The organism is Metabacillus sp. RB-C-LZQ-3-1, assembly GCF_058315175.1.
This window is the reverse complement of sequence record NZ_JBZFLI010000011.1, coordinates 65,423-90,491: the sequence shown is the minus strand read 5'-3', so window position 1 is coordinate 90,491 and position 25,069 is coordinate 65,423. Positions and strand designations below refer to the sequence as shown.

General features: G+C 38.0%; 21 protein-coding genes. 3 read left to right on the top strand and 18 right to left on the bottom strand.

The annotated features are described in order from the left end of the window. Nucleotides 1-234: 234 nt before the first annotated feature. The 5 genes from glyA to AC4GZ8_RS17290 form a co-directional block, all read right to left on the bottom strand. Nucleotides 235-1,476 (bottom strand): serine hydroxymethyltransferase, encoded by a 1,242-nt coding sequence (gene glyA, locus AC4GZ8_RS17310; RefSeq protein WP_491083144.1) that lies wholly within the window; start codon nt 1,474-1,476, stop codon nt 235-237. A gap of 507 nt (nt 1,477-1,983) precedes the next feature. Beyond that, nucleotides 1,984-2,556, bottom strand: coding sequence for a TIGR01440 family protein (locus AC4GZ8_RS17305; protein ID WP_491083143.1), 573 nt, complete (start codon nt 2,554-2,556; stop codon nt 1,984-1,986). A gap of 15 nt (nt 2,557-2,571) precedes the next feature. Beyond that, nucleotides 2,572-3,018, bottom strand: coding sequence for a ribose 5-phosphate isomerase B (gene rpiB / locus AC4GZ8_RS17300; RefSeq protein WP_491083142.1), 447 nt, complete (start codon nt 3,016-3,018; stop codon nt 2,572-2,574). A 47-nt stretch (nt 3,019-3,065) separates the two neighbouring features. Continuing rightward, entirely contained in the window at nt 3,066-4,319 is a 1,254-nt protein-coding gene (locus tag AC4GZ8_RS17295; RefSeq protein WP_491083141.1) for a methyl-accepting chemotaxis protein, read from the bottom strand. A gap of 58 nt (nt 4,320-4,377) precedes the next feature. Further along, nucleotides 4,378-4,827, bottom strand: a complete 450-nt coding sequence (locus tag AC4GZ8_RS17290; RefSeq protein WP_491083140.1) for a low molecular weight protein arginine phosphatase — start codon at nt 4,825-4,827, stop codon at nt 4,378-4,380. 178 nt (nt 4,828-5,005) lie between these two features. On the opposite strand from AC4GZ8_RS17290, the gene AC4GZ8_RS17285 reads away from it, so the two are divergent. Further along, nucleotides 5,006-5,953: a CobW family GTP-binding protein gene (locus AC4GZ8_RS17285; RefSeq protein ID WP_491083139.1), complete on the top strand. Its 948-nt coding sequence runs from the start codon at nt 5,006-5,008 to the stop codon at nt 5,951-5,953. A 21-nt stretch (nt 5,954-5,974) separates the two neighbouring features. On the opposite strand, the gene AC4GZ8_RS17280 is transcribed toward AC4GZ8_RS17285, so the two are convergent. The 9 genes from AC4GZ8_RS17280 to prfA all read right to left on the bottom strand — a co-directional run bounded on the left by AC4GZ8_RS17280 (nt 5,975) and on the right by prfA (nt 14,702). Next, on the bottom strand, nt 5,975-6,601 hold the full coding sequence (locus AC4GZ8_RS17280) for a hypothetical protein (protein ID WP_491083138.1): 627 nt from the start codon (nt 6,599-6,601) through the stop codon (nt 5,975-5,977). A 91-nt stretch (nt 6,602-6,692) separates the two neighbouring features. Then, a complete protein-coding gene (locus tag AC4GZ8_RS17275) occupies nt 6,693-8,069 on the bottom strand; it encodes an alkaline phosphatase (protein ID WP_491083137.1) in 1,377 nt (458 codons plus the stop codon). 276 nt (nt 8,070-8,345) lie between these two features. Further along, complete coding sequence (locus AC4GZ8_RS17270; protein ID WP_491083136.1) at nt 8,346-9,104, bottom strand: alpha/beta hydrolase; 759 nt, start codon at nt 9,102-9,104, stop codon at nt 8,346-8,348. A gap of 78 nt (nt 9,105-9,182) precedes the next feature. Continuing rightward, a complete protein-coding gene (locus AC4GZ8_RS17265) occupies nt 9,183-9,743 on the bottom strand; it encodes a manganese efflux pump MntP (RefSeq protein WP_491083135.1) in 561 nt (186 codons plus the stop codon). 77 nt (nt 9,744-9,820) lie between these two features. Next, nucleotides 9,821-10,867, bottom strand: a complete 1,047-nt coding sequence (locus tag AC4GZ8_RS17260; protein WP_491083134.1) for an L-threonylcarbamoyladenylate synthase — start codon at nt 10,865-10,867, stop codon at nt 9,821-9,823. A 155-nt stretch (nt 10,868-11,022) separates the two neighbouring features. After that, a complete protein-coding gene (locus tag AC4GZ8_RS17255; protein WP_491083133.1) occupies nt 11,023-11,466 on the bottom strand; it encodes a GNAT family N-acetyltransferase in 444 nt (147 codons plus the stop codon). A 286-nt stretch (nt 11,467-11,752) separates the two neighbouring features. Then, nucleotides 11,753-12,409 (bottom strand): stage II sporulation protein R, encoded by a 657-nt coding sequence (spoIIR, locus tag AC4GZ8_RS17250; RefSeq protein WP_491083132.1) that lies wholly within the window; start codon nt 12,407-12,409, stop codon nt 11,753-11,755. Between the two features lie 370 nt (nt 12,410-12,779). Continuing rightward, nucleotides 12,780-13,625, bottom strand: a complete 846-nt coding sequence (prmC, locus tag AC4GZ8_RS17245; protein ID WP_491083131.1) for a peptide chain release factor N(5)-glutamine methyltransferase — start codon at nt 13,623-13,625, stop codon at nt 12,780-12,782. Between the two features lie 6 nt (nt 13,626-13,631). Beyond that, nucleotides 13,632-14,702: a peptide chain release factor 1 gene (prfA, locus tag AC4GZ8_RS17240; RefSeq protein ID WP_491083130.1), complete on the bottom strand. Its 1,071-nt coding sequence runs from the start codon at nt 14,700-14,702 to the stop codon at nt 13,632-13,634. A 416-nt stretch (nt 14,703-15,118) separates the two neighbouring features. Here prfA and gloA2 point away from each other — a divergent pair, with 416 nt between their 5' ends. Further along, complete coding sequence (gloA2, locus tag AC4GZ8_RS17235; RefSeq protein WP_491083129.1) at nt 15,119-15,505, top strand: SMU1112c/YaeR family gloxylase I-like metalloprotein; 387 nt, start codon at nt 15,119-15,121, stop codon at nt 15,503-15,505. A 171-nt stretch (nt 15,506-15,676) separates the two neighbouring features. Next, nucleotides 15,677-16,183: a MerR family transcriptional regulator gene (locus tag AC4GZ8_RS17230; RefSeq protein ID WP_491083128.1), complete on the top strand. Its 507-nt coding sequence runs from the start codon at nt 15,677-15,679 to the stop codon at nt 16,181-16,183. A gap of 8 nt (nt 16,184-16,191) precedes the next feature. On the opposite strand, the gene AC4GZ8_RS17225 is transcribed toward AC4GZ8_RS17230, so the two are convergent. The 4 genes from AC4GZ8_RS17225 to rpmE form a co-directional block, all read right to left on the bottom strand. Then, nucleotides 16,192-16,644 (bottom strand): hypothetical protein, encoded by a 453-nt coding sequence (locus AC4GZ8_RS17225; protein ID WP_491083127.1) that lies wholly within the window; start codon nt 16,642-16,644, stop codon nt 16,192-16,194. 1,076 nt (nt 16,645-17,720) lie between these two features. Continuing rightward, nucleotides 17,721-23,270 carry a lamin tail domain-containing protein gene (locus tag AC4GZ8_RS17220; protein ID WP_491083126.1) on the bottom strand — a complete coding sequence of 1,850 codons (5,550 nt, stop codon included), beginning with the start codon at nt 23,268-23,270 and terminating at the stop codon, nt 17,721-17,723. A gap of 427 nt (nt 23,271-23,697) precedes the next feature. Beyond that, nucleotides 23,698-24,318 (bottom strand): thymidine kinase, encoded by a 621-nt coding sequence (locus AC4GZ8_RS17215; RefSeq protein WP_491083125.1) that lies wholly within the window; start codon nt 24,316-24,318, stop codon nt 23,698-23,700. Nucleotides 24,319-24,529: 211 nt separating this feature from the next. Continuing rightward, nucleotides 24,530-24,742, bottom strand: a complete 213-nt coding sequence (rpmE, locus tag AC4GZ8_RS17210) for a 50S ribosomal protein L31 (protein ID WP_491083124.1) — start codon at nt 24,740-24,742, stop codon at nt 24,530-24,532. Between the last annotated feature and the right edge of the window lie 327 nt (nt 24,743-25,069).

Genomic DNA, 25,069 nt, shown 5'->3' with positions numbered 1-25,069 from the left:
TTCTTTGACACTTCAATAGATTTTACAGAAAAACAAACATAGTTTCAAGTTCATGGTTAGGTATTAATAAAAAAAGGCTGTTTTCTCAAACTTTGTTGCTTTTATAAGAAGTGTAAGAATGGTTGATTTCAACCTATATGTTTTTTACAAATAAGTAATCAAAAACAACATTATATTAAAAAAGAGCGAAAAAAGATCAGACCTATCATTTAGATAGATCTGACCTTCTTGTTTTTATAAATTTCTATATAAAGGGAATTTGCTAGTTAAGTCTTCAACACGTTGCTTAGCTTCTGCTAGCTTTGCTTCGTCCTCATGGTTTTTAAGAGCGAATGCAATGATGCTTCCGATTTCGTCCATTTCTTCTAAACCGAAGCCACGACTAGTTACAGCTGCTGTACCAATACGGATTCCGCTTGTTACAAACGGGCTTTCTGTTTCAAATGGAATCGTATTTTTGTTTACCGTAATACCGATCTCATCTAATACGTGTTCAGCTACTTTACCAGTTAACTGAAGAGAACGAACATCTACTAATAATAAGTGGTTGTCTGTTCCGCCAGAAACAAGTGTTAAGCCTTCAGATTGAAGCTTATCAGCTAAGCGCTTTGCATTATCAATGATGTTTTGCGCATATGTTTTGAAGCTATCATCAAGAGCTTCACCGAATGCTACAGCTTTAGCAGCGATTACGTGCATAAGTGGTCCACCTTGAATACCAGGGAAGATCGATTTATCGATTTTCTTACCGAATTCTTCTTTACAAAGAATCATACCGCCACGTGGTCCGCGAAGTGTTTTATGTGTTGTTGTTGTCACGAAGTCAGCATATGGAACTGGGTTCTCGTGTAGTCCTGCAGCAACTAGACCCGCGATGTGAGCCATATCTACCATGAAATAAGCTCCTACTTCATCTGCAATTTCACGGAATTTTTTGAAGTCGATCGCTCTTGGATATGCACTAGCGCCTGCAACAATTAACTTTGGCTTGTGAAGTCTAGCTTTTTCTAATACATCCTCATAATTAATACGATGAGTTTCTTCGTCTACACCGTATTCTACGAAGTTATATTGCACACCGCTGAAGTTAACTGGGCTACCATGTGTTAAGTGACCACCATGAGATAGATTCATTCCAAGAACTGTATCGCCATGCTCAAGGATAGTGAAATACACTCCCATATTTGCTTGTGCACCTGAGTGCGGCTGAACGTTTACATACTCTGCTCCGAAGATTTCTTTTGCACGATCTCTTGCAATATCTTCTACAACGTCAACATGCTCACAGCCGCCATAGTAGCGACGACCTGGATAACCTTCTGCATATTTGTTTGTTAAAACAGATCCTTGAGCTTCCATTACAGCTTCACTAACAAAGTTTTCTGAAGCAATTAGCTCAATTTTTGTTTCTTGACGAGTACGTTCTAACTGAATGGCTTCAAATACTTTTGCATCTTGTTCTGGTAAATGTTTCATTCGTTCGTATCTCCCTTCATATTAAACACATTTCATCTTCGTTTTATTCCATCTATATTTTACACGCTAAATAGTTAGAATGTAAAAGATTTTCTGAAATAATTATGGGTTTTTTAACATTTTGTGTCGTTCACCTGTTAAAAACCGAATAATATAATGGTTTCTTGTGTTCAATATTCGTTTTGGTATGTTGTTCCTTTTAAATATATACAACCTATTGTCGTTACTTTTTCTTACAATGTCAACTATAAAGATAGAATATTTTGAGACCTTTGATTAGTATGTGCAAAAATAATATTCCAACTTAGAATTTTCTTATGCAAAAGTTAATACATGAGACTGCATTTATGTAGATTTTTTGTTTTATCTTCGATTCTGAGAATTTATCTTCGATTCTTGCGATTTATCAACGATTAATAGGATTTATCAACGATTAGACAAAATTCAACAATTTACGCCATCCATCACTATCACTCACTACAAAAAAGAGCCAACCCAAGTTGACTCTTACCGACACGATTGATTCTCTTCAGTATGTTCATAAACCGCTCTTGCCCCGCCAATTAATTTTGGACGGGTTTTGGCCATAGTCACATGGGCAGAGCCGATTTGCTTTATTTTACTTCTTAATGGAACAGCCACATGTTTTAAGTGCATTCCTATAAAAGTGTCACCAATGTCAATGCCTGCATCCGCTTTAATAAATTCCACAACAGTTGGATTTTCCATATGCTGATAGGCATAGGTAGCCATGGCGCCGCCTGCTTTTCTTACTGGAATGACGGTTACTTCTTCAAACCCTTTTGTTTTGGCAACTTTTGTTTCAACGACAAGCGCGCGATTTAAATGTTCACAGCATTGAAAAGCCAACTCGACCCCAGTTTGCTTTCGAAATTGATCCAAAGTCTTGAAAATCATTTCAGCAACTTCTTCCGTTCCGGCTGTGCCGATTTTTTCGCCAATGACCTCGCTTGTACTGCAGCCAACTACGAGAATGTCCCCTTTTTGAAGATCAGCTTGAGATATAAGATCTGTTAAAAAGTCAGATAGATCCTGCATCCATTGTTGAAGTTTTGTCATAATTTTAACTTCCTTTTAGTTATGTTCATTTTCATACTCTGAGATTTTTCCAACACGTGTTGCGTGACGGCCGCCTTGATATTCTGTCGTTAACCAAATTTTCGCGATGTCTCTGGCAAGTCCAGGTCCGATGACACGTTCACCCATTGCTAAAATATTTGAATCATTGTGCTCGCGTGTCGCTTGTGCGCTAAAGGTATCATGAACTAATGCGCAGCGAATGCCCTTTACTTTGTTGGCAGCGATACTCATGCCAATACCAGTTCCGCAAATTAAAATTCCTCTATCAAATTCACCATTTGCTACCCTTTCTGCAACAGGTAACGCATAGTCCGGATAATCGACAGATGTTTCACATTCACAGCCCATATCAACGTACTCAATATTCAGCTCTTCTAATAGTTCTATGATTTCTCTTCTTATATTTATTCCACCGTGGTCTGATGCGATCGCTACTTTCATAATACCCTCCTAAAGGTTCAATATTCTTGTTCCCTTTATTCTATCGCTTAAATAACAAATCGATCAATTGTTTTACGCAATTCTTCTGAACTTTCAGCTAGTTTTTGTCCTAATTGATTCATGTTTTGGATATGCTCTGATTGCTCTGTGATCGCTGAGGCGACTTCTTGTGCACCAGCAGATGTTTCCTCTGCAATAGCTGCTACCTCTTCTGATTGTGCACCCGTTCTTTGAAGCGAGTTCATTTGCTGACGAATGAGCTCACTAATTTGATTGACAGCTTCCGCTACGTTGAAAATCGATTGACTTGATTGATCAAGTAATTCTGCTGATACTTGTCCGTTTTTCGCTTGATTTTTTGCCGTTTCTACTTGATCTGCTATTTGATTCACAACGTTTTGAACTTCTTGTTGTATATTCTGGATAAGACCAGTAATGCCCTGTACCGCCTTTGCGCTCTCATCTGCAAGCTTACGGACTTCATTCGCAACAACAGCAAAGCCCTTACCATGCTCCCCTGCCCGGGCTGCTTCAATCGATGCATTCAGCGCAAGGAGATTTGTTTGGTTTGCAATGTCTCCAACCAGAGACACTATGCTTGAAACCTCTGCAGCATGCTGCTCTAAGCGGCGTACAGCTGTCATGGATTTTTCATTATCTTTGGCTAATGTTTGAATTCCTTCGATTAAAGCCTCATATACCTCTTTGCTTTCGTTTAAGGATGTGACCATCTGTTTCGATAATTGTTCAGATGAAGCAGCTTTCTCTTCAACCTGTGAAGCAAACTCAATGATATCCTCAACAGATGTTGCCGTTTCTTGAATAGCTACAGCGGACTGATCTGCCCCGCGTGAGATTTCTTGAACGGTGAGTAAAATTTCATCTGCCTGCTTTGATGCGCTGCTTGATGCAGAAGCAATCTGACTAACCTGATCATTTGTTGTTTGAAAATTAACCTCGATACTGTGCACCATATTGCGCATATTATGTAGCATTTCATTAAAAGCAATGCTTAACCCTCTAATTTCATCATCACTTTTTGTAACAGGAACATCTTCCTCAATGTCGCCTTTCGCTGCCTTATATGCAGCAATTTCAAGCCTTTTTAGAGCTCTTGTTATAAATCCTGCTCCAAAATATGCTAATACACCAGACCAAAAAATCCCCATTAGCAATGTTATAAGAGTAAAAAGTGCAGGTGATACTAAATGGTCAACATATTCCCCTATAAAAGAAATAAAAATCGCACTTGTTGAATACGTAATCACCGCAAGTATAGTTACTAAAACAACAAGCTTCATGCGCAAACTAAACTTGTACTTTTTTCTTCCATGACGGCTTCTCCTCCAAAGGGTTCGATCATTTCTCTAGCTTTACCACAAGCTTTTCTATTAGTTCTTCCAGGTCAGTTAATGTTTGTCGGTACATAGGCAGCGGCCCGCCAAATGGATCTGATATATCTCGAGGTGATTCCTCTTGATCTGACACATATTCCGAAAGTGTATAGGTTTTTCGACCTACATGCGGGTACAAATCGATGACAGATTGCTTATGCTGATTTGTCATTGTCAAAATAATCGTTGCCCAATCCGCCAGCTCAGCAGTTAAACTTGAGGACTGATGGTCACACGAGATTCCCTTTTCCCTTAAGGCTTCAACAGTGTTTTGCGAGGCCTGATGACCATCGAGCGCAAATACTCCTGCTGACTTTACATGAATATCATCAGAGCTTTTCACATGCTTTAATAGTGCTTCTGCCATAGGACTTCTACATGTATTTCCCGTACAAACAAATAGTACGTTTGTCATATATAAACACTCCTTTTTTCTATTATAATCAAAAATACTGTCGGAAAGTAGTCTTAAGGAATGAAGAATGAATAAAGCTTTGTGAACATTTATGTTTTAGGGTTGATGAAAAGACGTGAATCACATATGATGATAGATGTTAAATCGTAATGTTTCTTATTTAAAGCGAGGGATGCAGATGAACAAGCCAAAGGAAGTATATCTATTAAGCGGGTTTCTAGGAAGCGGAAAAACAACGGTTCTAAAAAGAATGGTAACAGGATTCAAAAATAAGGGGTTGGAGATCGGAATCATCCTTAATGAGATTGGGGACACAAATGTTGAGCAACACCTCTTTAAAGACGAACAAACCTATGAATTACTGAATGGCTGTATTTGTTGCTCCATCCAAGATGACTTAAAATCAACACTTGATCAGTTTATCGAAAACTCTGTTGATGTGCTTCTTATTGAGGGAACCGGTGTAGCGAATCCACAGGAAATTATCGATGCCCTGTCAAGCCCTGAATATATTAATCGTTTTCATCTTAAATCTTTAATTAGCCTTGTAGATGCGAGTCAGTTTCTAGAGTATCAAAGTATCTTTTCTAGCTCGAAGGAGGTCCGCCAATTACTTAGGGAACAAATTTCACACGCCTCTTTAATCATTGTCAATAAAACCGATCTTGTATCCTCTAAAAAGTTGGAAAAAGTAACAGCCAAGATTATAGATATGGCGAGTGATCAAGCAAAGATAATTTTATCTACATATGGGGAAGTTTCGTTGGAAGAGTTATTACAAACTAGAATTCAAACGACGGAACTATTCCCAAATAACCATTCTGATGCTCACCATTCAACCCATCATCTCTCAATCAAAGCCATAAAAATAGAGGATTTACCTATCATGAATAGGAAGGCATTTACTGCCTGGTTAAAAGGATTACCAAAGGAGATTATCCGCGGAAAAGGATATGTTCAATTTGAAGATGACGATCATCTCTATTCTTTTCAATTTGCATCAAAAAAAGTCCATTTAGAAAAATTGGATGACCCAGCTGCAGAAAAACCATTGATTATTTTAATAGGAGATCATTTAAACCCAAGCACCGTGCGCAGTTCTTTTGATCATACTGTAAAAAGATAAAGGACCCTACATCCGGGTCCTTTATAACTCGATTTTTATTTTTTCAGCGTCTTTGATTTTATTTTGATCCTTATCATACACATCACTTGTTGTGATCTCGATCCATTCCAAATCTTCAGTAGAATCCAAGATAAATCCGAGGTTACCGCTCTTCGTTTCGTTTCCTTCTATTACACCGTTTAAGTCTTCCAGATAAATATCCTTTTCCCAATCAATTGTTTCACCAGTGCTTGTTTCTATCATAGCAATTGGTGCATAGTTTAATTGCTCATTTGAAGTATTTTCGATTTCCACAAATAATTTAACAAAATCAAATTCTTCCTCATGTGTGAGCATGTGAAAATAATCGATTAAACTATAATCCGGCTTTAAATGGATTCGTTTCACATCTTTAATATGAAGCTTTACTGAACCCATTTCATATGTTTCATCAGGAAAGGCAAGTTCTTTTACTGTTGCTTCTCCCTTTTCATCTGTCACAGTATCACCGGCTTTTAAAAGAGTACGGTCATCTGTCACCTGAGGATTTGACGCATAATTTTCTGCATAACTCGTGTCTATTTTCTTTGCTTCTTCTCCATTTGTTGCATGACTGCTACATCCTGCTAATAAAATACCTATTATTAAAATAAGAACGAAATTCTTCATCATTACGATCCCCCTGACCCAATCATTAAAAGAAGGTTGACGAATCAAGATGTGTCAACCTTCTTTTGTCAGCTATTAATCTAGTAACTGCTTAATGATCTTCAATCACAACGTCATTTTTTCCTAAAATCTCGAAAATGATTTTCGCGTTATCTGTGTTATCAATTTGTCCTGCAAAACGCTCTGCAGAAGGTCCAAATGCATATACTGGAACGTCTTCCCCTGTATGACCACCTGTAGTCCATCCAGTGTGGGAGCGATTATCAAAGATCTTTTCAATCGCGTTATCAATATCCGTTGCCTTTTTTCCTGCATTTTTCACAGATTGAATTTCTTCTGCTGTCAAATCCAAGTCAATATATTTCTTTAACGTTTCCTCAACATCTGCTCCATTGGCAATTTCCTCTGCCATAAAGTCAGGTGTACGCTTCGCAGCTTTTATCGGCTCACCGAACCAGTTGTAGATTCCATTTGCTCCGATTGAATATCCGCCTGTTGAATGGTCTGCTGTTGCTACGACTAATGTATGCTTGTCCTTTTTCGCAAATTCAATCGCAGCAGCAAAAGCTTTTTCAAAGTCTTCCATTTCACTCATCGCTGATACGATGTCATTATCATGGCCAGCCCAATCGATTTGGCTTCCTTCGATCATTAAGAAAAAGCCATCTTTGTCTTTATTTAAGCGTTCAATCGCAGACGTTGTCATATCCTCTAACGATGGAATATCTTCTGTACGGTCAAGCATTTTCGGCAATCCTCTTGGCGCAAACAAACCAAGTACCTGTTCATTCTCATCTTTAACTAGCTCGTCCTTGTTTGTTACATAGCTAAAGCCATCTTTTTGAAATTCCTCTACTAAATTACGGTCCTGGCGAACAAATAAATCTGTTCCCCCGCCTAAAAGAACATCAATTTTATGATCTCCATTTATTAAATCATCATAATAATCATTAGCAATAGCATTCATGTTTTGACGGCTATGGTCGTGAGCACCAAATGATGCGGGTGTTGCGTGAGTAATTTCTGAAGTCGCAACAAGTCCTGTTGCTTTTCCTTGCTCCTTTGCTGCTTCTAATACTGTTTTAACATCAGAACCATCATTATCAACAGCAATTGCATTGTTATATGTTTTGATTCCAGCTGACATCGCTGTTGCAGCTGAAGCCGAATCTGTTACATTTTGTTCCGGATCCTCTGGATATGTCATCTGTTGACCAACTAAATATTTATCCAGCTCTGTGCGGTCCGCAAATTTGGAATCATTACTATCCTGCAAGTAACGATAAGCTGATGTGTATGAAACACCCATTCCGTCCCCAATTAAAAAGATGACATTTTTGATTTCTGCATTATTTGATTTCACTTCTTTTGCCTCTGCAGTAGAGAACGTACCTCCTAAGCTACCGAAAGCAACCGAAGTCATAACAGCCAATGGTAACAGCTTCTTCTTAAATTTCTTATTAAACATCTGCTTTTCCTCCTTCACCAGCTCTTCTAGAAGAATTATAAATTGCTAGTTTTAAATAACCTTTAAGCAGATGTATAAAAATTGTAAATGGCAGAAAAAGCGACAAAAGAACTAAAAAATCACCAAAATTTTCTTGGAAGATTATGCGTTTCGCGGATTGAGTCGAATCATTTACACATTTTTACAGGGAAATCCCTTTTACGTTAGCACAGGAGTAGTTAAATCCTCATAGTATTCATTTACATTAATTTTACATTTTCTTCATACTATTTACATTTATAAGAAACTCTTTATTATCTCAGGAACTCTTTCCTTAAAGTGATCATAGTGATGTTCTCCATCCTTAATGATGACACATCTCACATTCTGTATTTTTTCACCTAAAAGATGATAGATTCTTTCATTCGATTCCATGAAATGATTATTCATCTTTTCTTCCTTTGCTTCACAGTCTCCACAATCTAAGTAAAAGCCTTCTAATCCCGTTAAATCTGACTCTTTAATCAACTTTTCAAGCTCTTCCTGGTTTCGAAAAAAGGCTGAGGAGAAAGCAGCAACTTTGTTGAAAACTTGTGGAAAACTTACTGCAGCATAGGTAGAGATCAGACCACCTAATGAAATTCCTGCAATTGCCGTGTCTTTCGGTATCGTCTTATATGTTTGGTCAATCTGCGGTTTTAGCTCATGAACAAGAAAATCCACATAATCCTTTCCTTTTCCACCAGGCAGTGGAGCGGCTCCAAAATGCTTGAAGCTGTATTCTCCTATTTCCCATGGACAGTACTCATTCATACGCTCATTTGGGTTTTGATCGATTGCTACAACAATTAATTCAATTTCATGTTTATCTAAAAACGATTCAAGCCCTAACGAGACGCCACCTATGGCTTCACGATCAGAAAAAACATTTTGTCCATCATGCATGTATAAAACAGGGAACCGTTTATCTTTAAGATGATAATTCTTCGGCAAATATACTCTAACAGTACGCTGTTGCTTAAGAGCAGTCATATGTACAGAAAGTATGTCGATCATTTTCTTATCTCCTTTTCCACTTTAAAATTAACGAAGAGACTGCCCCCAAACAGTCCCTTCGCAAAAAACGATTTAAATTTAAAATGGCAATAGAAGCTTAACTCCGAATGCCAATAAAATACTGCCACCTAGAGCTTCACTATACGCACCTAACCAATTTTGAACACGCTTACCCACCAAAAGGCCAAGCCATGTTAGCACCATACTAACAAGCCCAAAAATCGCAACTGTTAGAAAGGTTTTCGCTCCATAAATCCCTAAGCTTAATCCTACGGAAAAACTATCTAAGCTAACACTCAGCGCAAACACAACTAGGCCAAAGCCGACAGGTGTAATAAATGGTTCTTCATCTTTTTTAAATGATGCAAACACCATCTGAATACCTAATAAAATGAGCAGTGTTCCACCTAATAATGTCGCTATTGTCCCAAAGGTGTCACTTAGTAACCTTCCTATTAACATCCCAACTAATGGCATCCAAATATGAAAAACACCTATTGTGATGCCTATGTAAAAAATCTGTCTTAATCTTAACCTAATTAGGCCCATTCCAAGGCCGACTGAAAATGCGTCCATTCCTAGAGCTAGTGCCATAATTAGTAATGTTACTAGTTCTCCAACCATTGATTCAATACTCATTTTCCCCCTCCTCGGACACGCCTAATTTACTTTATGCGTGTCCGAGTCCGAATAGAACAATGGTTGGATATCCTTAGCTATTCCTCAGTAATCACCTTATTACCTGCAGCCTTTAACAGCCTGTTCATGATGGCTGCTCCAACATCAACCTGCGGGAAACTCTCACTTAAAATAAGATCAACATCCTCTTGATCAAACTGTCTCAATACATCATATAACTGAGCAGCAACCGTTTGAAGATTCGCCCGGCTTCCACATGCTAGTACTTTCGATGCTCTGAAATCATTTTTTGCTTCGGCTGTTGTTAATACTCCAACCTTTTTTCCTTCTTTTTCATACTTGTCAATCAATTGTTGCAAAAAGGTGTGACTTCCATCTACAACAATGACAGGAGCATTTGGGGCATAATGGGTGTATTTCATTCCTGGAGATTTTGGTGCATGCCCCTCTTCAACTAACGCTTGATCAACACGAATCTCACCAACAACCGCCTCCATCTGTTCCTTTGTTACCCCACCTGGACGGAGAATGGTTGGAATACTTGCTGTACAATCTATGACCGTCGATTCAACACCAACTCCTGTTGAACCTCCATCAATAATGCCGCTAATGCGGCCTTGGAGATCATCATACACATGAGAAGCCTGTGTTGGACTTGGTTTTCCAGACCGGTTTGCACTTGGTGCCGCCACGGGTACATCCGCTTCTTTTAAAAGTGCAAGCGCGATCGGATGATCAGGCATCCGAACGGCAACAGTATCAAGACCTGCTGTCACTAAGTCTGATAATTGTTCACCCTTTTTGCGCAATACTAATGTTAATGGGCCTGGCCAAAATTCTTTTATTAACGGTAATGCGTATTCTGGTATTTCTTCTATAAAATCATATAGTTGTTCTTTTGAAGCAATGTGGACAATGAGCGGATTATCACTTGGACGCCCCTTTGCTTCAAAGATTTTACTTACAGCCTCATCTGAAAAAGCATTTGCTCCCAATCCATATACGGTTTCAGTAGGAAAGGCAACAACTTCATTTTCTCTTAATTTATTTGCAGCCTGTGTAATATGTGGATAACTAGTGGATAAGTTATTAAGATCATTCACAGTCCATAGTATTGTTTTCATACCTTCAAAACTCCTTATATTCCGTTCAATTCAACTACATTTCTAGATGATTAACTCTTGAAAGTATAAAAGAAGATACTAAAGAAAACAAGCCTTATCCACAAATTGTGGATAAGGCTGTTATTATTGTGTATAACTATGTGGATATGTGAATTTTATGACGATTTCACCATAACCTTCGCATTTGGATCTTCAAGTGAATCCTTCATGTGAGCAATGGACAGTAGTTCAGAAGGAACTAAGTCTGACTTTAGTTCATGAAAGCCCATTAACGATAAAAATTGTACGGATGCTTCTTTGTTAGTGACTAAAAATAAATCCGTTATTCCTCGTTTTTCAGCTAGAGTTTGAATGCTTTGAAAGAGCGTGACAATATGGGCCTGCTTAAGCTTGTCCGACACGACAAGTGAACGTAACAAACCGCTATTCTCCACAGGCTCTACACCTATACAGGCAACAACCTCATTTTCTCCATTTTCCATGATGACGAAATAATCTATTAAATTAGCAATTCCTTCTGAACTGATACCAGCCTTCTCAACGAACAATGTTAATCTTTCAACATCTTTTTCCTCTGCTATTTTTAATTGATAAAACATACATTCACCTCATTTTGTTTTTCCTATTTCAACTCTATGAAATGAACGCTAGATTTATTCTCGTATCTTTTTAAAAAATCTTATTAGAATTAGTTAAATGGGATTGGTTCAGGCCCTTTATTTGCGATTTTCTGGTTTTATTTGCGAATATCCAGATTTAATTGCGATTTGTCTAGCTTATTTGCGATTATCTAGATTTATTTACGATTTGTCCTATTTCGACAAATTTTGACTTAATGACATTCTCAAGAAAATGCAAAAAGGCGAGGGATCCCCCTCACCTTTTTTAAGAAAACAATCCTTCAAACCATTCAACTAAGAAAAACCTCACTTCTACTTCTTCTTTTTCTTCCTCTTCATCTACCACAAGAGATGTTAGTTTTTCATTTGTTTTTTCTTGATCATTTGTTTGTTCTGTTTCTTCAGCTTGAACAGCTTCACCGTTTGAAAAATCTAAGAAGCATAGCGGCGGAAATAGGACACACCACCAGTTGGCACCTTTTGCCTCGCCTAGACTGATTAAGATAGCTTCATATTCACCAGCAGGATATATATAGCTGCCATATAGCTTTGTTGGAAAGCGAACATTATGACCAAATTCAACCGTATATGATTGCTGGATATTTTCTTGTTCTAGCACATCTTCTACGATCGCTTCAATTTCTGGAAGTCTTGATTGAATCAGTTCTTCAGCTGCTTCAACTGATGTTAATTCCTCTACCCATTTTGTGATTTCTTTATTAACCTCGTCACGTACTATTCGTTTTAGTGCTTGGTCTTCATCAGAATCACTGTTTGCTAGAATTCGTAAGCGGATGGCTTCATCTGGTATGACAACCGGTTCCTGCGAGCTTGCTGTGACTGGCTCCTTATAAACACTAGTGATTGCTCCTATGAATAGGATAAATATATAAATAAGTACTAATTGATTTTGTTTTTTCATTTCTCTCACGCTCCCTTGGTAGACAGTATGGACAGCGTGAGAGATTCTTAAACTATATTTTTTAAAAATAGTTTGATAGTTTTTAAAGAAATTCTCTTATTAATTAGTATAGGGTTGGTTGATTGGAGCTCCAGGTTGCTTGCTTTCCGCAGGGCTGGCGATGAGCCTCCTCGGCGCAAGCGAATGTGGGGTCTTCACCGAGTCTCGCACCTTTCCGCTCTTTCCACTCCAATCAACGTAATCAGTTTTTGTTCAATCATTTTATAAAAAACAACAATCTTTTAGAAGAGATTTGACTAAAGACTATTTAAAAACACCGATTATTAAAGTATAGCCTAACAAAATAATAAGAGCAGGGAGTCCCCCGCTCTTATACTGTAGCAAAAACCATCCGATCTTTACCATTAATATCATAAACAACTTCTACTTCTGCTTCTGGTAGTGCGTGTTCAAGGAGGTTTTTCACATCTTTTCCTTGGCCTGCACCGATTTCAAAAGCGATGAGTGCTCGGTCGCTTAGTAAGCTTTGCATATCATTAATAAGTCTTCGGTAGAAATCTAAGCCGTCTTCTCCGCCTGCTAGTGCTCGCATAGGTTCATGGTCTTTGACAACAGGTGATAGGGTTTCAATTTCCCAGTCTGGAATATATGGAGGATTTGACACTAAGATATCGATTTTCTGTGTGACAGGTGCAAGGAGATCACCATGGAGCCACTGAACTTTTGCCCCTAAGATCTTAGCATTCTCTTTTGCGACTTTGATCGATTCTTCAGCAATATCAACAGCCGAAACATGAAATCTAGGATTTTCTAGCGCTAATGTAATTGCAATCGCTCCGCTTCCTGTTCCAACATCGACTACACGTAATGCTTCAGTGCCTGGAAAATGTACTGATGTTCTTTGCAATATTCCTTCCACAAGCTCCTCTGTTTCCGGTCTCGGTATCAGTACTTCTTTATTCACCTTAAAACATCTTCCATAAAACTCTTCGTATCCGATCAAATATTGGACAGGCTGGCCTTTTGCATGCTTTTTCACATCTAATGTAAATGCTTCGATTTGCTCATCTGAGAGGACCATTCTCAAATGAGACAGCAATGTTGCCCGCTCCATCTGTAGATGATGACGCAGCAACAATTCTCCGGCATTTTCATCTCTTCCAGCTTCCTTTAAAAAAGAAGAAGCCCAGTTGAGGGCTTCATATACAAATTTCATTTGATTTTATTCTTCCGCTGCTTGAAGGCGGCTTGATTGGTCCTCAACAATTAGTGCATCCACTACTTCATCAAGCTTACCTTCTAAAATTTGATCAAGCTTTTGGATCGTTAAACCGATTCTGTGATCTGTTACACGGTTTTGCGGGAAGTTATATGTTCTAATACGCTCTGAACGGTCACCTGTCCCAACGGCTAGCTTACGGTTTTGATCATATTCAGCTTGTGCTTCTTGCTGAAATTTATCATACACACGCGCACGCAGAACCTTCATCGCTTTTTCTTTGTTTTTGATTTGGGATTTTTCATCCTGACATGAAACAACTGTACCAGTAGGCAAGTGTGTTAAACGAACAGCTGACATCGTCGTATTAACACTTTGTCCTCCTGGACCGCTTGAAGCAAATGTATCAACACGAATATCCTTTTCGTGAATTTCTACCTCAACTTCTTCTGCTTCAGGTAAAACAGCTACTGTAGCTGTAGATGTATGGATACGTCCGCCTGATTCTGTTTCAGGAACACGTTGAACACGATGAGCACCATTTTCAAATTTTAATTTTGAATAAGCACCTTTTCCGTTAATCATAAAGATAATCTCTTTATATCCGCCAGTTCCTGTTGCATTTGCTTCCATTACTTCTGTTTTCCATCCTTGCATCTCTGCAAAACGGCTGTACATACGGTATAAGTCAGAAGCAAACAAAGCAGCCTCATCTCCACCCGCTGCTCCACGGATCTCCATAATAACGTTTTTATCATCATTAGGGTCTTTCGGGACAAGTAAAAGCTTAAGACGAGCTGTCAGTTCTTCTTCACGTTCTTCTAACTCGGAAAGCTCTTCCTTTGCCATTTCACGCATTTCAGGATCCAGCTTCTCTTCAAGCAGTGATTTTGTATCTGAAATTTGCTCACGGACTTCTTTATATTCACGGTAAGCTTCCACAGTTTCTTGTAAATCTGATTGTTCTTTTGAATATTCACGCAGCTTTTTTGAATCGTTAATGATATCTGGATCCATTAAAAGCTGATTTAACTTTTCATAACGGTCTTCTACCGATTGTAAACGATCTAACATACATGTTCACCTCAATTTTCATGCATAACGTTATAATTATAGTATAGGTCACAGCAAGCGTCAAAAGCAAATTGAGCCAAAATACCTTATAATGGATTTATAAGAAAAATTTTTAAATCTCAAATAAAAAGTAAAGACTGTTTTTGCAAACATTGTTGCTAAAGTAATAAGTACTGTGCATGGTTGATTGCAGCTCCAGGTTGCTCGCTTTCCGTGGGGAGGGCGCTGAGCCTCCTCGACGCAAGCGTCTGCGGGGTCTCACCTGTCCCTCAACTCCCACAGGAGTCTCGCACCTTCCGCTCCAATCAACCTACTTAGTTTTTGTTCCAAAGAAAAACAACAATCTTTTATAAAGAGTCTTATAATAGGTTGTAAGAAAAAAACTCCATTATTAACGAAAGAAAGGGATTCTACATATGAAAATTAATAAAATCCACCATGTCGCTATTATTTGTACAAACTATGAAACGTCTAAAAAATTTTATACAGAAGCCCTTGGACTTAAGGTGCTTTCTGAAGTATATCGAGAGGAGCGTCAATCGTATAAGCTTGATTTAATGGTCAATGATCTTTATCAGATTGAGCTCTTTTCGTTCCCGAACCCTCCTGCCCGCCCAACACAGCCTGAAGCAGCAGGATTGCGGCATCTAGCTTTTGAGGTAGCTGATATTACAGAATCCGTTCAGGAATTAACGAAAAAAGGCATTGAGGTAGAGGAAATTCGAATTGATCCTATCACAGATAAAAAGTTCACCTTCTTCCAAGATCCTGACGGTCTTCCTCTTGAATTGTATGAAGCTTAATAAACCTGTATCGACAAACACATTACATATTATGTAAAACTCCCACTTTCTTTGCCGAATTCGTTCTTGTTTTGTCTAACGTGAAGGGAACTGGAAAAATAAATCGAATCCTATAAGCAATGATCAGTCGGCATTGGCATTTTGGATATTTAAATCAGGGGAGGAATGCAAATGAGTACAGCTGCTGTTGCAAAGTCACTTGGTGTTTCTAGAAGAACGTTAATGAGATGGGTAGATCAGTTAAATTTACAACTCGCAAAAAATGAACTCGGTCACTATCAATTTTCTGACGAAGACATAGAGAAATTAAAGCAAATAAAAGAGGATCCAAGCTCTGTTTTACCGCAACCAAAAGAGCAGCCTCGAAAAGGAATGGTCATGACCCAGAAAGTAGTTGATGAAGATCAAATGGTGAAATTAACGAATCGAATCGAAGAATTAGAACAAAAAATCCAAAGAAAAGCAGACGATGTTGTCTCCTACCAACTTCTTCAACACCGAAAAGAAATGGAGGAGTTAGTCGGAACGATCCAAAAGCTTGAACGTCGAATTGAAGAGCTAGAAAATACGCAAACCAAACCAGAGTTTGCAAAAGATCCTGCACTTGTATTTGATCATGGACAAGCATCAAAAAAACCTCGCAGAAAAGGTCTGATCAGCTCCATTTTAGGTTTCTAAGGGGCATTTTAACGCCCCTCATTATTTTTTCCCCTTAAATTTACATCGATTTTGTACCTTGGTAAAGCCGTAATCATTTTTTCATGGATTTCTTTCCGTTTTTCCTTCATTCCAGCTTCTGTAAGCTCTTCTGTCGTAAAAACATTGACATGTATTTGGTCACCGTTTATGATGACCCGTCCTAATGATAAGTCCTTATCATATTGAATAGCTTCTTCTAATTTTTGCTGGTCATTTCCTTGGTCTGGCCTCGACTCAGTCAAATCAAGAAAATTTGGACCTGGATTTTCTGTAAATTGTTCATCCTCATCCATCCCTACTTCATCATAATCACCAAACCCTGTTTTCATTAATCTTGTTCCATTTCTATCCTCTTCCTGAGCTTTATACCCTTCGTTAAATTGAAATTGACAGCCTGTCATAAACAAGGAAAGAACCATTAGGATAAGTACCTTTTTCATATTCAACCACCTCCTATTTGTAGGTTGTCCGAATTGATATATTTCATGACTGTTTAATAAGAAAAGCGCAAGGCGCCAGCCTATCGGCTCGAGCTAGACACCTACACTAAGTACAAAATTTATACTTTCTTATCTGTGTACAAAAACCCCCACTACTATTAAGTAGGGGGGTTCCGTTTTCGGGTGCATTCTTAATAAATGACATAAGAAATGAAGTAAAAATTGGCAAACGTCATTTTCTTTATTTATCAAGGCTGTTGAAATTTTTGATCGTTCTGACATTACAATTAACATCATTTTTTATGATGGACAACAATCATTGTACTAATAAGAAAAACGGCCAAATTAACTGTCAATGTGACTGCCGATTAAGCTGTCAATTTTTATTTTTTAAAATTCCTAAGTAGTTCGGGTTGATGGAACTAATGGCATTTTCTATAAAACTATTTTTTGAAGAGATTTGGTCTTCATCGCCTTAATGAAGACCTCTTTCTCTGATTTTCCGAAGGGATTTGGTCTTCATCACCTTTATGAAGACCATTTTCTCTGATTTTTCGAAGAGATTTGGTCTTTATCACCTTTATGAAAACCATTTTCTTTGATTCTCCGAAGGAATTTGGTCTTCATCACCTTTATGAAAACCATTTTCTTTGATTTTCCGAAGGGATTTGGTCTTCATCACCTTTATGAAGACCATTTTCTCTGATTTTCCGAAGAGATTTGGTCTTCATCACCTTTATGAAGACCATTTTCTCTGATTTTCCGAAGAGATTTGGTCTTCATCGCCTTTATGAAGACCATTTTCTCTGATTTTTCGAAGAGATTTGGTCTTCATCACCTTTATGAAGACCATTTTCTCTGATTTTCCGAAGAGATTTGGTCTTCATCACCTTTATGAAGACCATTTTCTCTGATTTTCCAAAGGGATTTGGTCTTCATGAGTTTTTACATTTAAATATACCAATTGTTCTGTCCAAACTTTTGTCATTTCGGCTTTAAATTTCAGAAAAGCACCTTAAAACGGAACCCCCACTACTATTAAGCAGGGGGGTTCCAGGTGATATCAGTATGGGAATTTAATCTGCTTGCACCTCAAATGTAGTAAAAGCACTAACATGATCTATTGCTGTTGTGACAGCACCATCTTTATACGTTCCTCCAGCTTCTTCCCATTCTTTTGACTCTTCATTAAAGGAAAAGACTTTGATGTTTTCTTCTTGTTTAAATTTTCCCGTCACCTTAAATGTTAAGGTTATATTGTTTTGGAATTGATGATATTCCTTCCCGCCAGAGGTAATGCTGATATCATATACTGCACTTATTGCTTCTTTTACCTTTTTCGATTTTTCAATATGAATATTTACATCTCCACCTGGTAAATTTGCAGCTGGAATCGAAACAGACATATCCTTGTTTTCAAGGATAAATATTATCCCTTTTTCTTTTGCAATTTGTACTTGTTGTTTTGTTAAAACAAGGTCTACCTTAGATTTATTGTTAATATCAAGTGAAGCGATTGATTGACTTTCTAAGGCATTTAAATCATTTGTATCAATTAATCCTTTACCTGACTTAAATTGAACATCCAGTGTACGTGATGGAGTCGGATTTGTTTGACCATCATCCGGCTCTGCTGCTTTTCCTTTTGTAAATGTCCACATGTCAGATACGGTTTTTCCAGTAAACTGGTCCTCAGCTACCGCATACCAAGTGTAAACGTTATTTTCAACTAAGTCCGTCCATTTCACTTGTGCTGTTTCACCGCTTGGAATGTTCTCTTGCTTCCCAATTTCTTTGTCCGTTTTCACTGTCACGGCAAAATAATCTGTTGCGACACGTTTTTCCTTCACCTGCAAATCAAGATCCATAACAAACTCATCTTTGCCCGGATATTCCTCAGGCTCATAGAAGTTATAATCATCTAGGTATGGAGAATACGTATTAACAAATACACGGTTATTATCCTGGTCAAAGTGAAGCAATTTCATATATCCTTGCCCACCTTCAGGACCACCTTGGTAATCTCCCAGCATCTGAAATACTTCACGATCTGGTTCACCATCACCATTATCATCAATTTCACTAACAAGTGTTTCCGAATCATGGTAATGACCGCTCAACACAGCGATAACATTTTCATTTGGCTCTACAACCTTTTCATATATCTCCTCACCGATCGGGCTGCGGTTTCCAGATACTAATAGGTATTCGTGGAAGCTAAGGATTGCTGTTCGATCCGGATATTGAGCTAAAACATCATTTATCCAGTCTAAATCCTCGTCTTGTACGCCCCATCCCATGTAGACCATAATGAAATCATTACCGTTTGATGAGATAAGATCATAATGTCCTCTATTATTTTTATAATTTCCACCATAATAGTCTTTGTTTTCAAATCGGTCGGCACCAAACCATTTGTAATACTGGGTATAATCGTTAGATAGCTGATCAACATCATGGTTTCCGGCTAATACACCATACGGAATATTATTTTGATCTAATACACCCATATATTCATCAGCATGGATCCATTCTTGTTCTTGACCAAAGTTATCGACTAAATCACCTGTGTGAAAAACATATTTGATTTTTAGCTCTTCTTGCTTTTCAGCAATCCAATTTGTTTGTCTTTCAAAAATATATGGATAGCTTTCAGCGTAATATTGTGTATCAGACATCCAAACAAATGTATAATCGTACTCTTCAGGACTGCTTGGAATTTCATCTTGGATCAACACATTGATCTTCGAATCGTTCACGAATTTGGCTACTTCGACTGTGCTTTTCAGTTCAAAATCTTCCGTTCCTGCGATCTTATATGTCAGCAGGTTCCATTTACTTTCTTCGTGATTCCATGCGTACATGGATACTTTTCGCCCTTCAAGTGATTTTCCACTCCATGAGAGCTCTACTGTATCATTTTCTTTCACAGATGAGTCGAGCTGTACATCAAAACGATGATAAGGAAACTGAGTGCTTGAATCAGTGATCAGATAGTTTCCATCCTTTTCTGATACTAAAGATAGGTCTTCATTTGAGAGAGCTTCTTCACCTTCCGGATTCATTGTTTGCGGCGGCTCCACATCTGCTGAATGTTTAAATGCCTTAACACTTTCTGTGTTGCTGGCATCATACTTATAGCCTTCATAGAATGTTACATTAAGGTCATCACCTGTTGGGTCTGTTACTTTTACCTTTAGAGTTGGATCACCATCAACAGGCTCAGAGCTATTATCAGCAGGAGAAATCAGTTCAGGCTTATTCGGATTCTCATTCGTCACAGAGAATGAAATCACTTTCTCAACTTTGTTTCCAACCTTATCCTCTGCTGCAATTGTCAAAGTATGTGCTCCTGGCTCAAGCTGGGATGAAGCTGTTTGATAAGGAACTTCAATTTGCTTTCCATCAAGCATGACATTAACTAATTGTACTCCAGCAATTGCATCTGTAACCTTTGTATCAATTGTAAATTCACCTTTATACTCTTTGCCTTCTACGATCGTGGACTCGACAGTTGGTGCTGTATTATCTACTTGAACAGAAGATGAAACAGTATCATTTGAGTCTTGAGCTTCAATGATATGCTCTCCATCAGAAACAGCCGTTGTATCCCAGTTATAGGTGTGTGCAGTAGCATGCTCTTCTGTAATCGTGAAGGTAAAATCTTCGAATGGACGGAATGTGCCATCATCACCCATGTCATAAACCTTTGAAGGATCGTTTTTATTAGGATCTGTAATGACAGTGCCGTCTGCTAGAATAAGCCGAACATTACGCAGGTTATAATCATCACGATTTTCTTCACTCTCATCCAATTGGAATGGTGACGCTTTGTTCCCTGCACGAACAGTTATAACATTTTCGCCCACTTGTAATCGATCAGGGTCAATAGGGATCGTAAATGTTTTCCAATGTGTTAGCCAATCCTTATCCATTAGGAAAAGAATTTCTTCACCCATTGTAACAGCGTTTTTGAAGTACGTATTAAGCCCATTGACTTCAAGTGCAAGATACGCCTCATTTTCTAAGGAATAGTACGTATTTTCGTTTATTTCTTTACCATCAACCGTGACTTTTACATTTGCCGCTGCTTCATCATTTGATGTTGCCTTAACAATTTTCTTACCGGAAACAACATCTTGATCTTTTACATTTAAGCGCAAATCAGATGTATCAACATCACGATGAATGGTAATTTTATACGTATCACTGCGAACTTCATTTATTCCGTCAGATACTGCGAAGAAATATTCAACATAATCCTTCCCAATTAAATCTGATGCATAGATCATATTTTTATATTGGTGTGTTTCTGAATCAAGTGCTAATAATGTTTCATTAAAGGTATCTTGATCATTCGTTCGATAAAATAATCGAACTGATTTAACTTCCACATTATCTGAAGCCGTTGCTGCGATTTCAATGTCTTCGGTCTGCTCTACCTCTGTCACAGCTGTTTTATTCTCAACAGTTGGAGCAATGGTATCTTTTTCAATATGGACCGGCTGCTGCGGTACTTGGAAGTTTTCTACAGTGCCAGGAGTGGCATCATTTTCTCCAGCACTTACTTTTACTGATTGTGTCGACCCATCCTCTGGATATCTGTAGAGTATTCCCTTATCAGGAACAGTATCATCGACATTTACTACATCGTTATAGTAAGAAACTGTTATTTCTTCTTTCGTATTAGTCGCAACGACAAGTCCTCTTGTGCTTCCATTTGCCATTCCATCACTATAGATTCTTACGATATCTTTGTTTTCTACAAGGCTGGTTCCAAAGTGTGCATTAAAATCCGCAACAGTCTTCTCTCCGTTTTGACCATTAATAATCCAAAACACGAGCGTTTCCTGCGCAGGAATGACAACATCATCTGGAACAGATGGCCACACAACATCACTAGCAGGATCTGTACCATAGCGATATTGAAGCTTATAATCTTTAAAGCTAACATCCTGGTCTGTGTTATTGTAAATTTCAATGAATTCATACCCATCTGCAGATCCTACATTTGCTGTATCCGGAACGATCTCTGTTACAAGAAATGCCGGGATCTTCGTATAATCTACTTCCTCTTTATTCACCGTAATTACGTATTCTTCCGTTTTCACTGTATTCGTTCCATCAGAGGCTTCAATATAATACGTAATGTTTGCATCAACATTTGTTCCTAAAATTTCGGCTGTGTAACCTGCAGGGTCACTGCTTGCATTCATTGCTAAGGAAGTGAAATTTTCTTCGCCCTCTTTTTTATAATACAAAGTAGCGAATGGAACAGCTGTATTATCTGTTACTTCAGCCCGGATTGTAATCGGTGAAAAGGCATTAATCTCTGTGATTGGTGTATGTGTGATCACAGGAGCCTCTGTATCCTCTGGTAATTCCTCCAGTTCAATAGGTTTTGTTGGAACTTGAGGGGATGCTACTGTTCCCGGCGAAGGAGCAGCAAGCGTTTCCAACTTTGCCATTTCAGTCCCTGAACTTGGGAATAGATATTGAATAACTGCACCTGTATTATCATTTTCGGCGCCTAAATAGCTCGCTGAAACGATTTCAGAATTTGTATTGTCTTTAATAACAATGGCACGGTTTCCACCGTTTGCAAACCCTGGAAACACATCCTTAAATTCAATTACATTTTCACTCGTTAAATGTAATCCAAAGTTTTGATTAAATTGCTCTAATTCACGATTCCCATTATTGAACCAGAATACAAGTGTTTCTTGCGGGTCAATAGTTGTTGGAGGAATTTGAAATGCTACTTCATTTCCGCTATCTGTGTACTTGTAGATAAAAGAATAGTTCGTTAAAGAAAGTGGTTGATTTGTATTATTATAGAGTTCAAAATACTCGTAATAATCTGTTCCGCTGCCTGCTGAGTTTGGCGAAATTTCCGTAATAAGTAATGGTCGATCACTAGTTGTTTCTTCAGGTACTTCTACCACGATTTGATATTCTTCTGTTTTAGATGAATTGATTCCATCTGTCGCTTCAATATAATACGTGATTGCGGATTGTACAATTTCAGCGGGAATTCCTGCTGAAAAGCTTGAACTATCCTCAAGATCAGCATTCATTTGCAGCGATTGGAAACTTTCCTCCCCCTCAGTTTTAAAATAAAGTGTTGCTGAGGAAACGGATTCATTATCTGTTACCGTTGCGCTAATATTTAATGCCTTGTGTGCCTCTGATTCCGTTACAGCGGTATGAGTAATAACCGGTGCCTCAGAATCTACTTCTTGTGGAGTTGGTTCTGGATTATTGGAAGTTTCTGGTTCTTCTTGCACCTCTTGTATTTCTGTTTCATTCAATGGAGTTTTCTCTGTGACAGATTCCTCTGTTTCTTGCTGTTGTTCAGTTTCATTAACAATTTGCTCATTCTCTTCGTTTACCTCTTCATTCAAATTTGCATCATCTTGTTGAGGCTCACTCGTTTCTTTTTCTAAAACTTGTTCATCTGTTGTTTCGGTTTGCTCCGATCCTTTTGAGCTGGTTTTTTCATTTAGTTCCTCAGCTTGAATGGTCTTTACAGGAATGACTGAAACAAAATTAGAAAGAACAATAATTGCCATACAAATAAATAAAAACAGCTTTTTCAGTCTTTTCCTTACGTTTCTCTTCCCCATAGCTTCCTCCTTATGTAAAGTAGTAGTCATTGTCAATACTAATCGAAATTTGTAAAATCAATTTTAATAAAATGTTAAGGTTTCTAAATATTTCGATAAAAAATGACTATTTTGTAAACTTAACTTTACAATCGAAAAGGGGAAAATTATTATATACTGGAAAATTAATGTTTCTTTGTTCCTATAATCTGAAAATAGGAACAAAGATAATTTGTATTTTCTAAGATCGTTATCATACCTTCTTCCTACTTTGCGGACATTCGACGTATTTACACATTTTTTACAAAAAACTTACAAAGGAGTCGACAAATTTATTAAGATTGTAATGAACAAATACAGAAGCGTTTATCCACAATTGATGCACTTTATAGTTTTCTAAGCAATAAACAAAAAAAACCTACGCCTTCTCATTAAGGCATAGGTTATCTTATGAATTCGCAGCACTATTTTCTTTTTTAAAGGTCTTTACAGGTGCACCAGGCACTTCATGATGATGTCTACATCTTGGCTCATACGATTCCGATGCACCGACTAAAATGATCGGATCATCATATGAAGCTGGTTGTCCATTGATTAACCTTTGTGTACGGCTTGCCGGTGAACCACAAACTGAGCATACAGCCTGCAGCTTTGTGACAAGTTCTGCAAGTGACATGAGCTTTGGAACAATACTAAATGGCTCCCCGCGAAAATCCTGATCTAGACCGGCTGCAATAACACGGTAGCCCTGATTGGCTAAAAGCGTTAATACATCCGCTATATCCTCATCAAAAAATTGCACTTCGTCAACCGCGATCACATCTGTTTTTTCGGTGATATGCTCGAAAATCTCCTCAGATTTTGAGATCGGTTTACAAATGATCGCAGTTCCATTATGAGATACGACGCTTTCTTCACTATAACGATTATCAATAACAGGCTTAAAAACCTTTACCTCTTGCTTAGCAAATGTTGCTCGCCTTACTCTTCGAATGAGCTCTTCAGATTTGCCCGAAAACATACTTCCGCAGATGATTTCAAGCCATCCACTTTGCTTCATAACATACATGAAACGGCCTCTCCCTTCGTCGTCAATCTTCACCTAGTGTCAATTGACTATCCCGAATCCTGTTCATCTATTATCACATGCCAAAGACATGATTATTCCGTTTGAATTCCTACGAATATATGTAGGATAACCTATTTTCTACCTAAAAAATGCAAAAGTAGGCGTGAAAAAACAGGCAAGAGCCAGTTCGTCTTGCCTGTTGAGAAAAGCCTTATTGTTGTTGTTGCTTAAGGCCGTATTTTTTATTGAATTTATCTACACGTCCACCTGCATCTGCAAATTTTTGACGTCCAGTGTAGAATGGATGGCATTCAGAACAAACCTCAACGCGGATCTCTTTAATAGTAGAACCAGTTTCGAATTCGTTACCACATGCACATGTCACCATAACCTTATTAAAGTTTGGATGAATTCCTGTTTTCATTCTTTTCATCTCCTTCCGCCCTGAATCATTTCGAAACAGAGTTATATATCTAGGTTAACTCGTCCAAGTGACGAACCATTTCCTAGAAAAGCACATGATGAAATTATAACAAGTGCCAGGTTTAAAATCAAGTTGAAGTTAAATTTTACTAGAAAAGCGTAAAGGCGTAAGGTTCCGTTAAAGAGGGCAAGTGGAAATGTTGCTTTTGCTTGATTTGGATCTGGTTAGTAAAGTTCGTCAGGGCTTATAAATGGGAATTTTCCTATTTATTTGTTAAAGATGAAGGGGTTTTCTTTTCTGCCGCGAACTACTTTTTGGTTTTCATTT

Bases quoted from the DNA above. Each gene is read 5' to 3' on its own strand.
- rpmE (WP_491083124.1), bottom strand. From the start codon at position 24,742: ATGAAAACAGGAATTCATCCAAACTTTAATAAGGTTATGGTGACATGT.
- AC4GZ8_RS17260 (WP_491083134.1), bottom strand. From the start codon at position 10,867: ATGAAAACAATACTATGGACTGTGAATGATCTTAATAACTTATCCACT.
- spoIIR (WP_491083132.1), bottom strand. From the start codon at position 12,409: ATGAAAAAACAAAATCAATTAGTACTTATTTATATATTTATCCTATTC.
- AC4GZ8_RS17225 (WP_491083127.1), bottom strand. From the start codon at position 16,644: ATGAAAAAGGTACTTATCCTAATGGTTCTTTCCTTGTTTATGACAGGC.
- AC4GZ8_RS17230 (WP_491083128.1), top strand. From the start codon at position 15,677: ATGAGTACAGCTGCTGTTGCAAAGTCACTTGGTGTTTCTAGAAGAACG.
- prfA (WP_491083130.1), bottom strand. From the start codon at position 14,702: ATGTTAGATCGTTTACAATCGGTAGAAGACCGTTATGAAAAGTTAAAT.
- AC4GZ8_RS17220 (WP_491083126.1), bottom strand. From the start codon at position 23,270: ATGGGGAAGAGAAACGTAAGGAAAAGACTGAAAAAGCTGTTTTTATTT.
- AC4GZ8_RS17295 (WP_491083141.1), bottom strand. From the start codon at position 4,319: ATGAAGCTTGTTGTTTTAGTAACTATACTTGCGGTGATTACGTATTCA.
- AC4GZ8_RS17255 (WP_491083133.1), bottom strand. From the start codon at position 11,466: ATGTTTTATCAATTAAAAATAGCAGAGGAAAAAGATGTTGAAAGATTA.
- gloA2 (WP_491083129.1), top strand. From the start codon at position 15,119: ATGAAAATTAATAAAATCCACCATGTCGCTATTATTTGTACAAACTAT.
- AC4GZ8_RS17305 (WP_491083143.1), bottom strand. From the start codon at position 2,556: ATGACAAAACTTCAACAATGGATGCAGGATCTATCTGACTTTTTAACA.
- AC4GZ8_RS17215 (WP_491083125.1), bottom strand. From the start codon at position 24,318: ATGTATGTTATGAAGCAAAGTGGATGGCTTGAAATCATCTGCGGAAGT.
- glyA (WP_491083144.1), bottom strand. From the start codon at position 1,476: ATGAAACATTTACCAGAACAAGATGCAAAAGTATTTGAAGCCATTCAG.
- AC4GZ8_RS17280 (WP_491083138.1), bottom strand. From the start codon at position 6,601: ATGAAGAATTTCGTTCTTATTTTAATAATAGGTATTTTATTAGCAGGA.
- AC4GZ8_RS17290 (WP_491083140.1), bottom strand. From the start codon at position 4,827: ATGACAAACGTACTATTTGTTTGTACGGGAAATACATGTAGAAGTCCT.
- rpiB (WP_491083142.1), bottom strand. From the start codon at position 3,018: ATGAAAGTAGCGATCGCATCAGACCACGGTGGAATAAATATAAGAAGA.
- AC4GZ8_RS17265 (WP_491083135.1), bottom strand. From the start codon at position 9,743: ATGAGTATTGAATCAATGGTTGGAGAACTAGTAACATTACTAATTATG.
- AC4GZ8_RS17270 (WP_491083136.1), bottom strand. From the start codon at position 9,104: ATGATCGACATACTTTCTGTACATATGACTGCTCTTAAGCAACAGCGT.
- AC4GZ8_RS17275 (WP_491083137.1), bottom strand. From the start codon at position 8,069: ATGTTTAATAAGAAATTTAAGAAGAAGCTGTTACCATTGGCTGTTATG.
- prmC (WP_491083131.1), bottom strand. From the start codon at position 13,625: ATGAAATTTGTATATGAAGCCCTCAACTGGGCTTCTTCTTTTTTAAAG.
- AC4GZ8_RS17285 (WP_491083139.1), top strand. From the start codon at position 5,006: ATGAACAAGCCAAAGGAAGTATATCTATTAAGCGGGTTTCTAGGAAGC.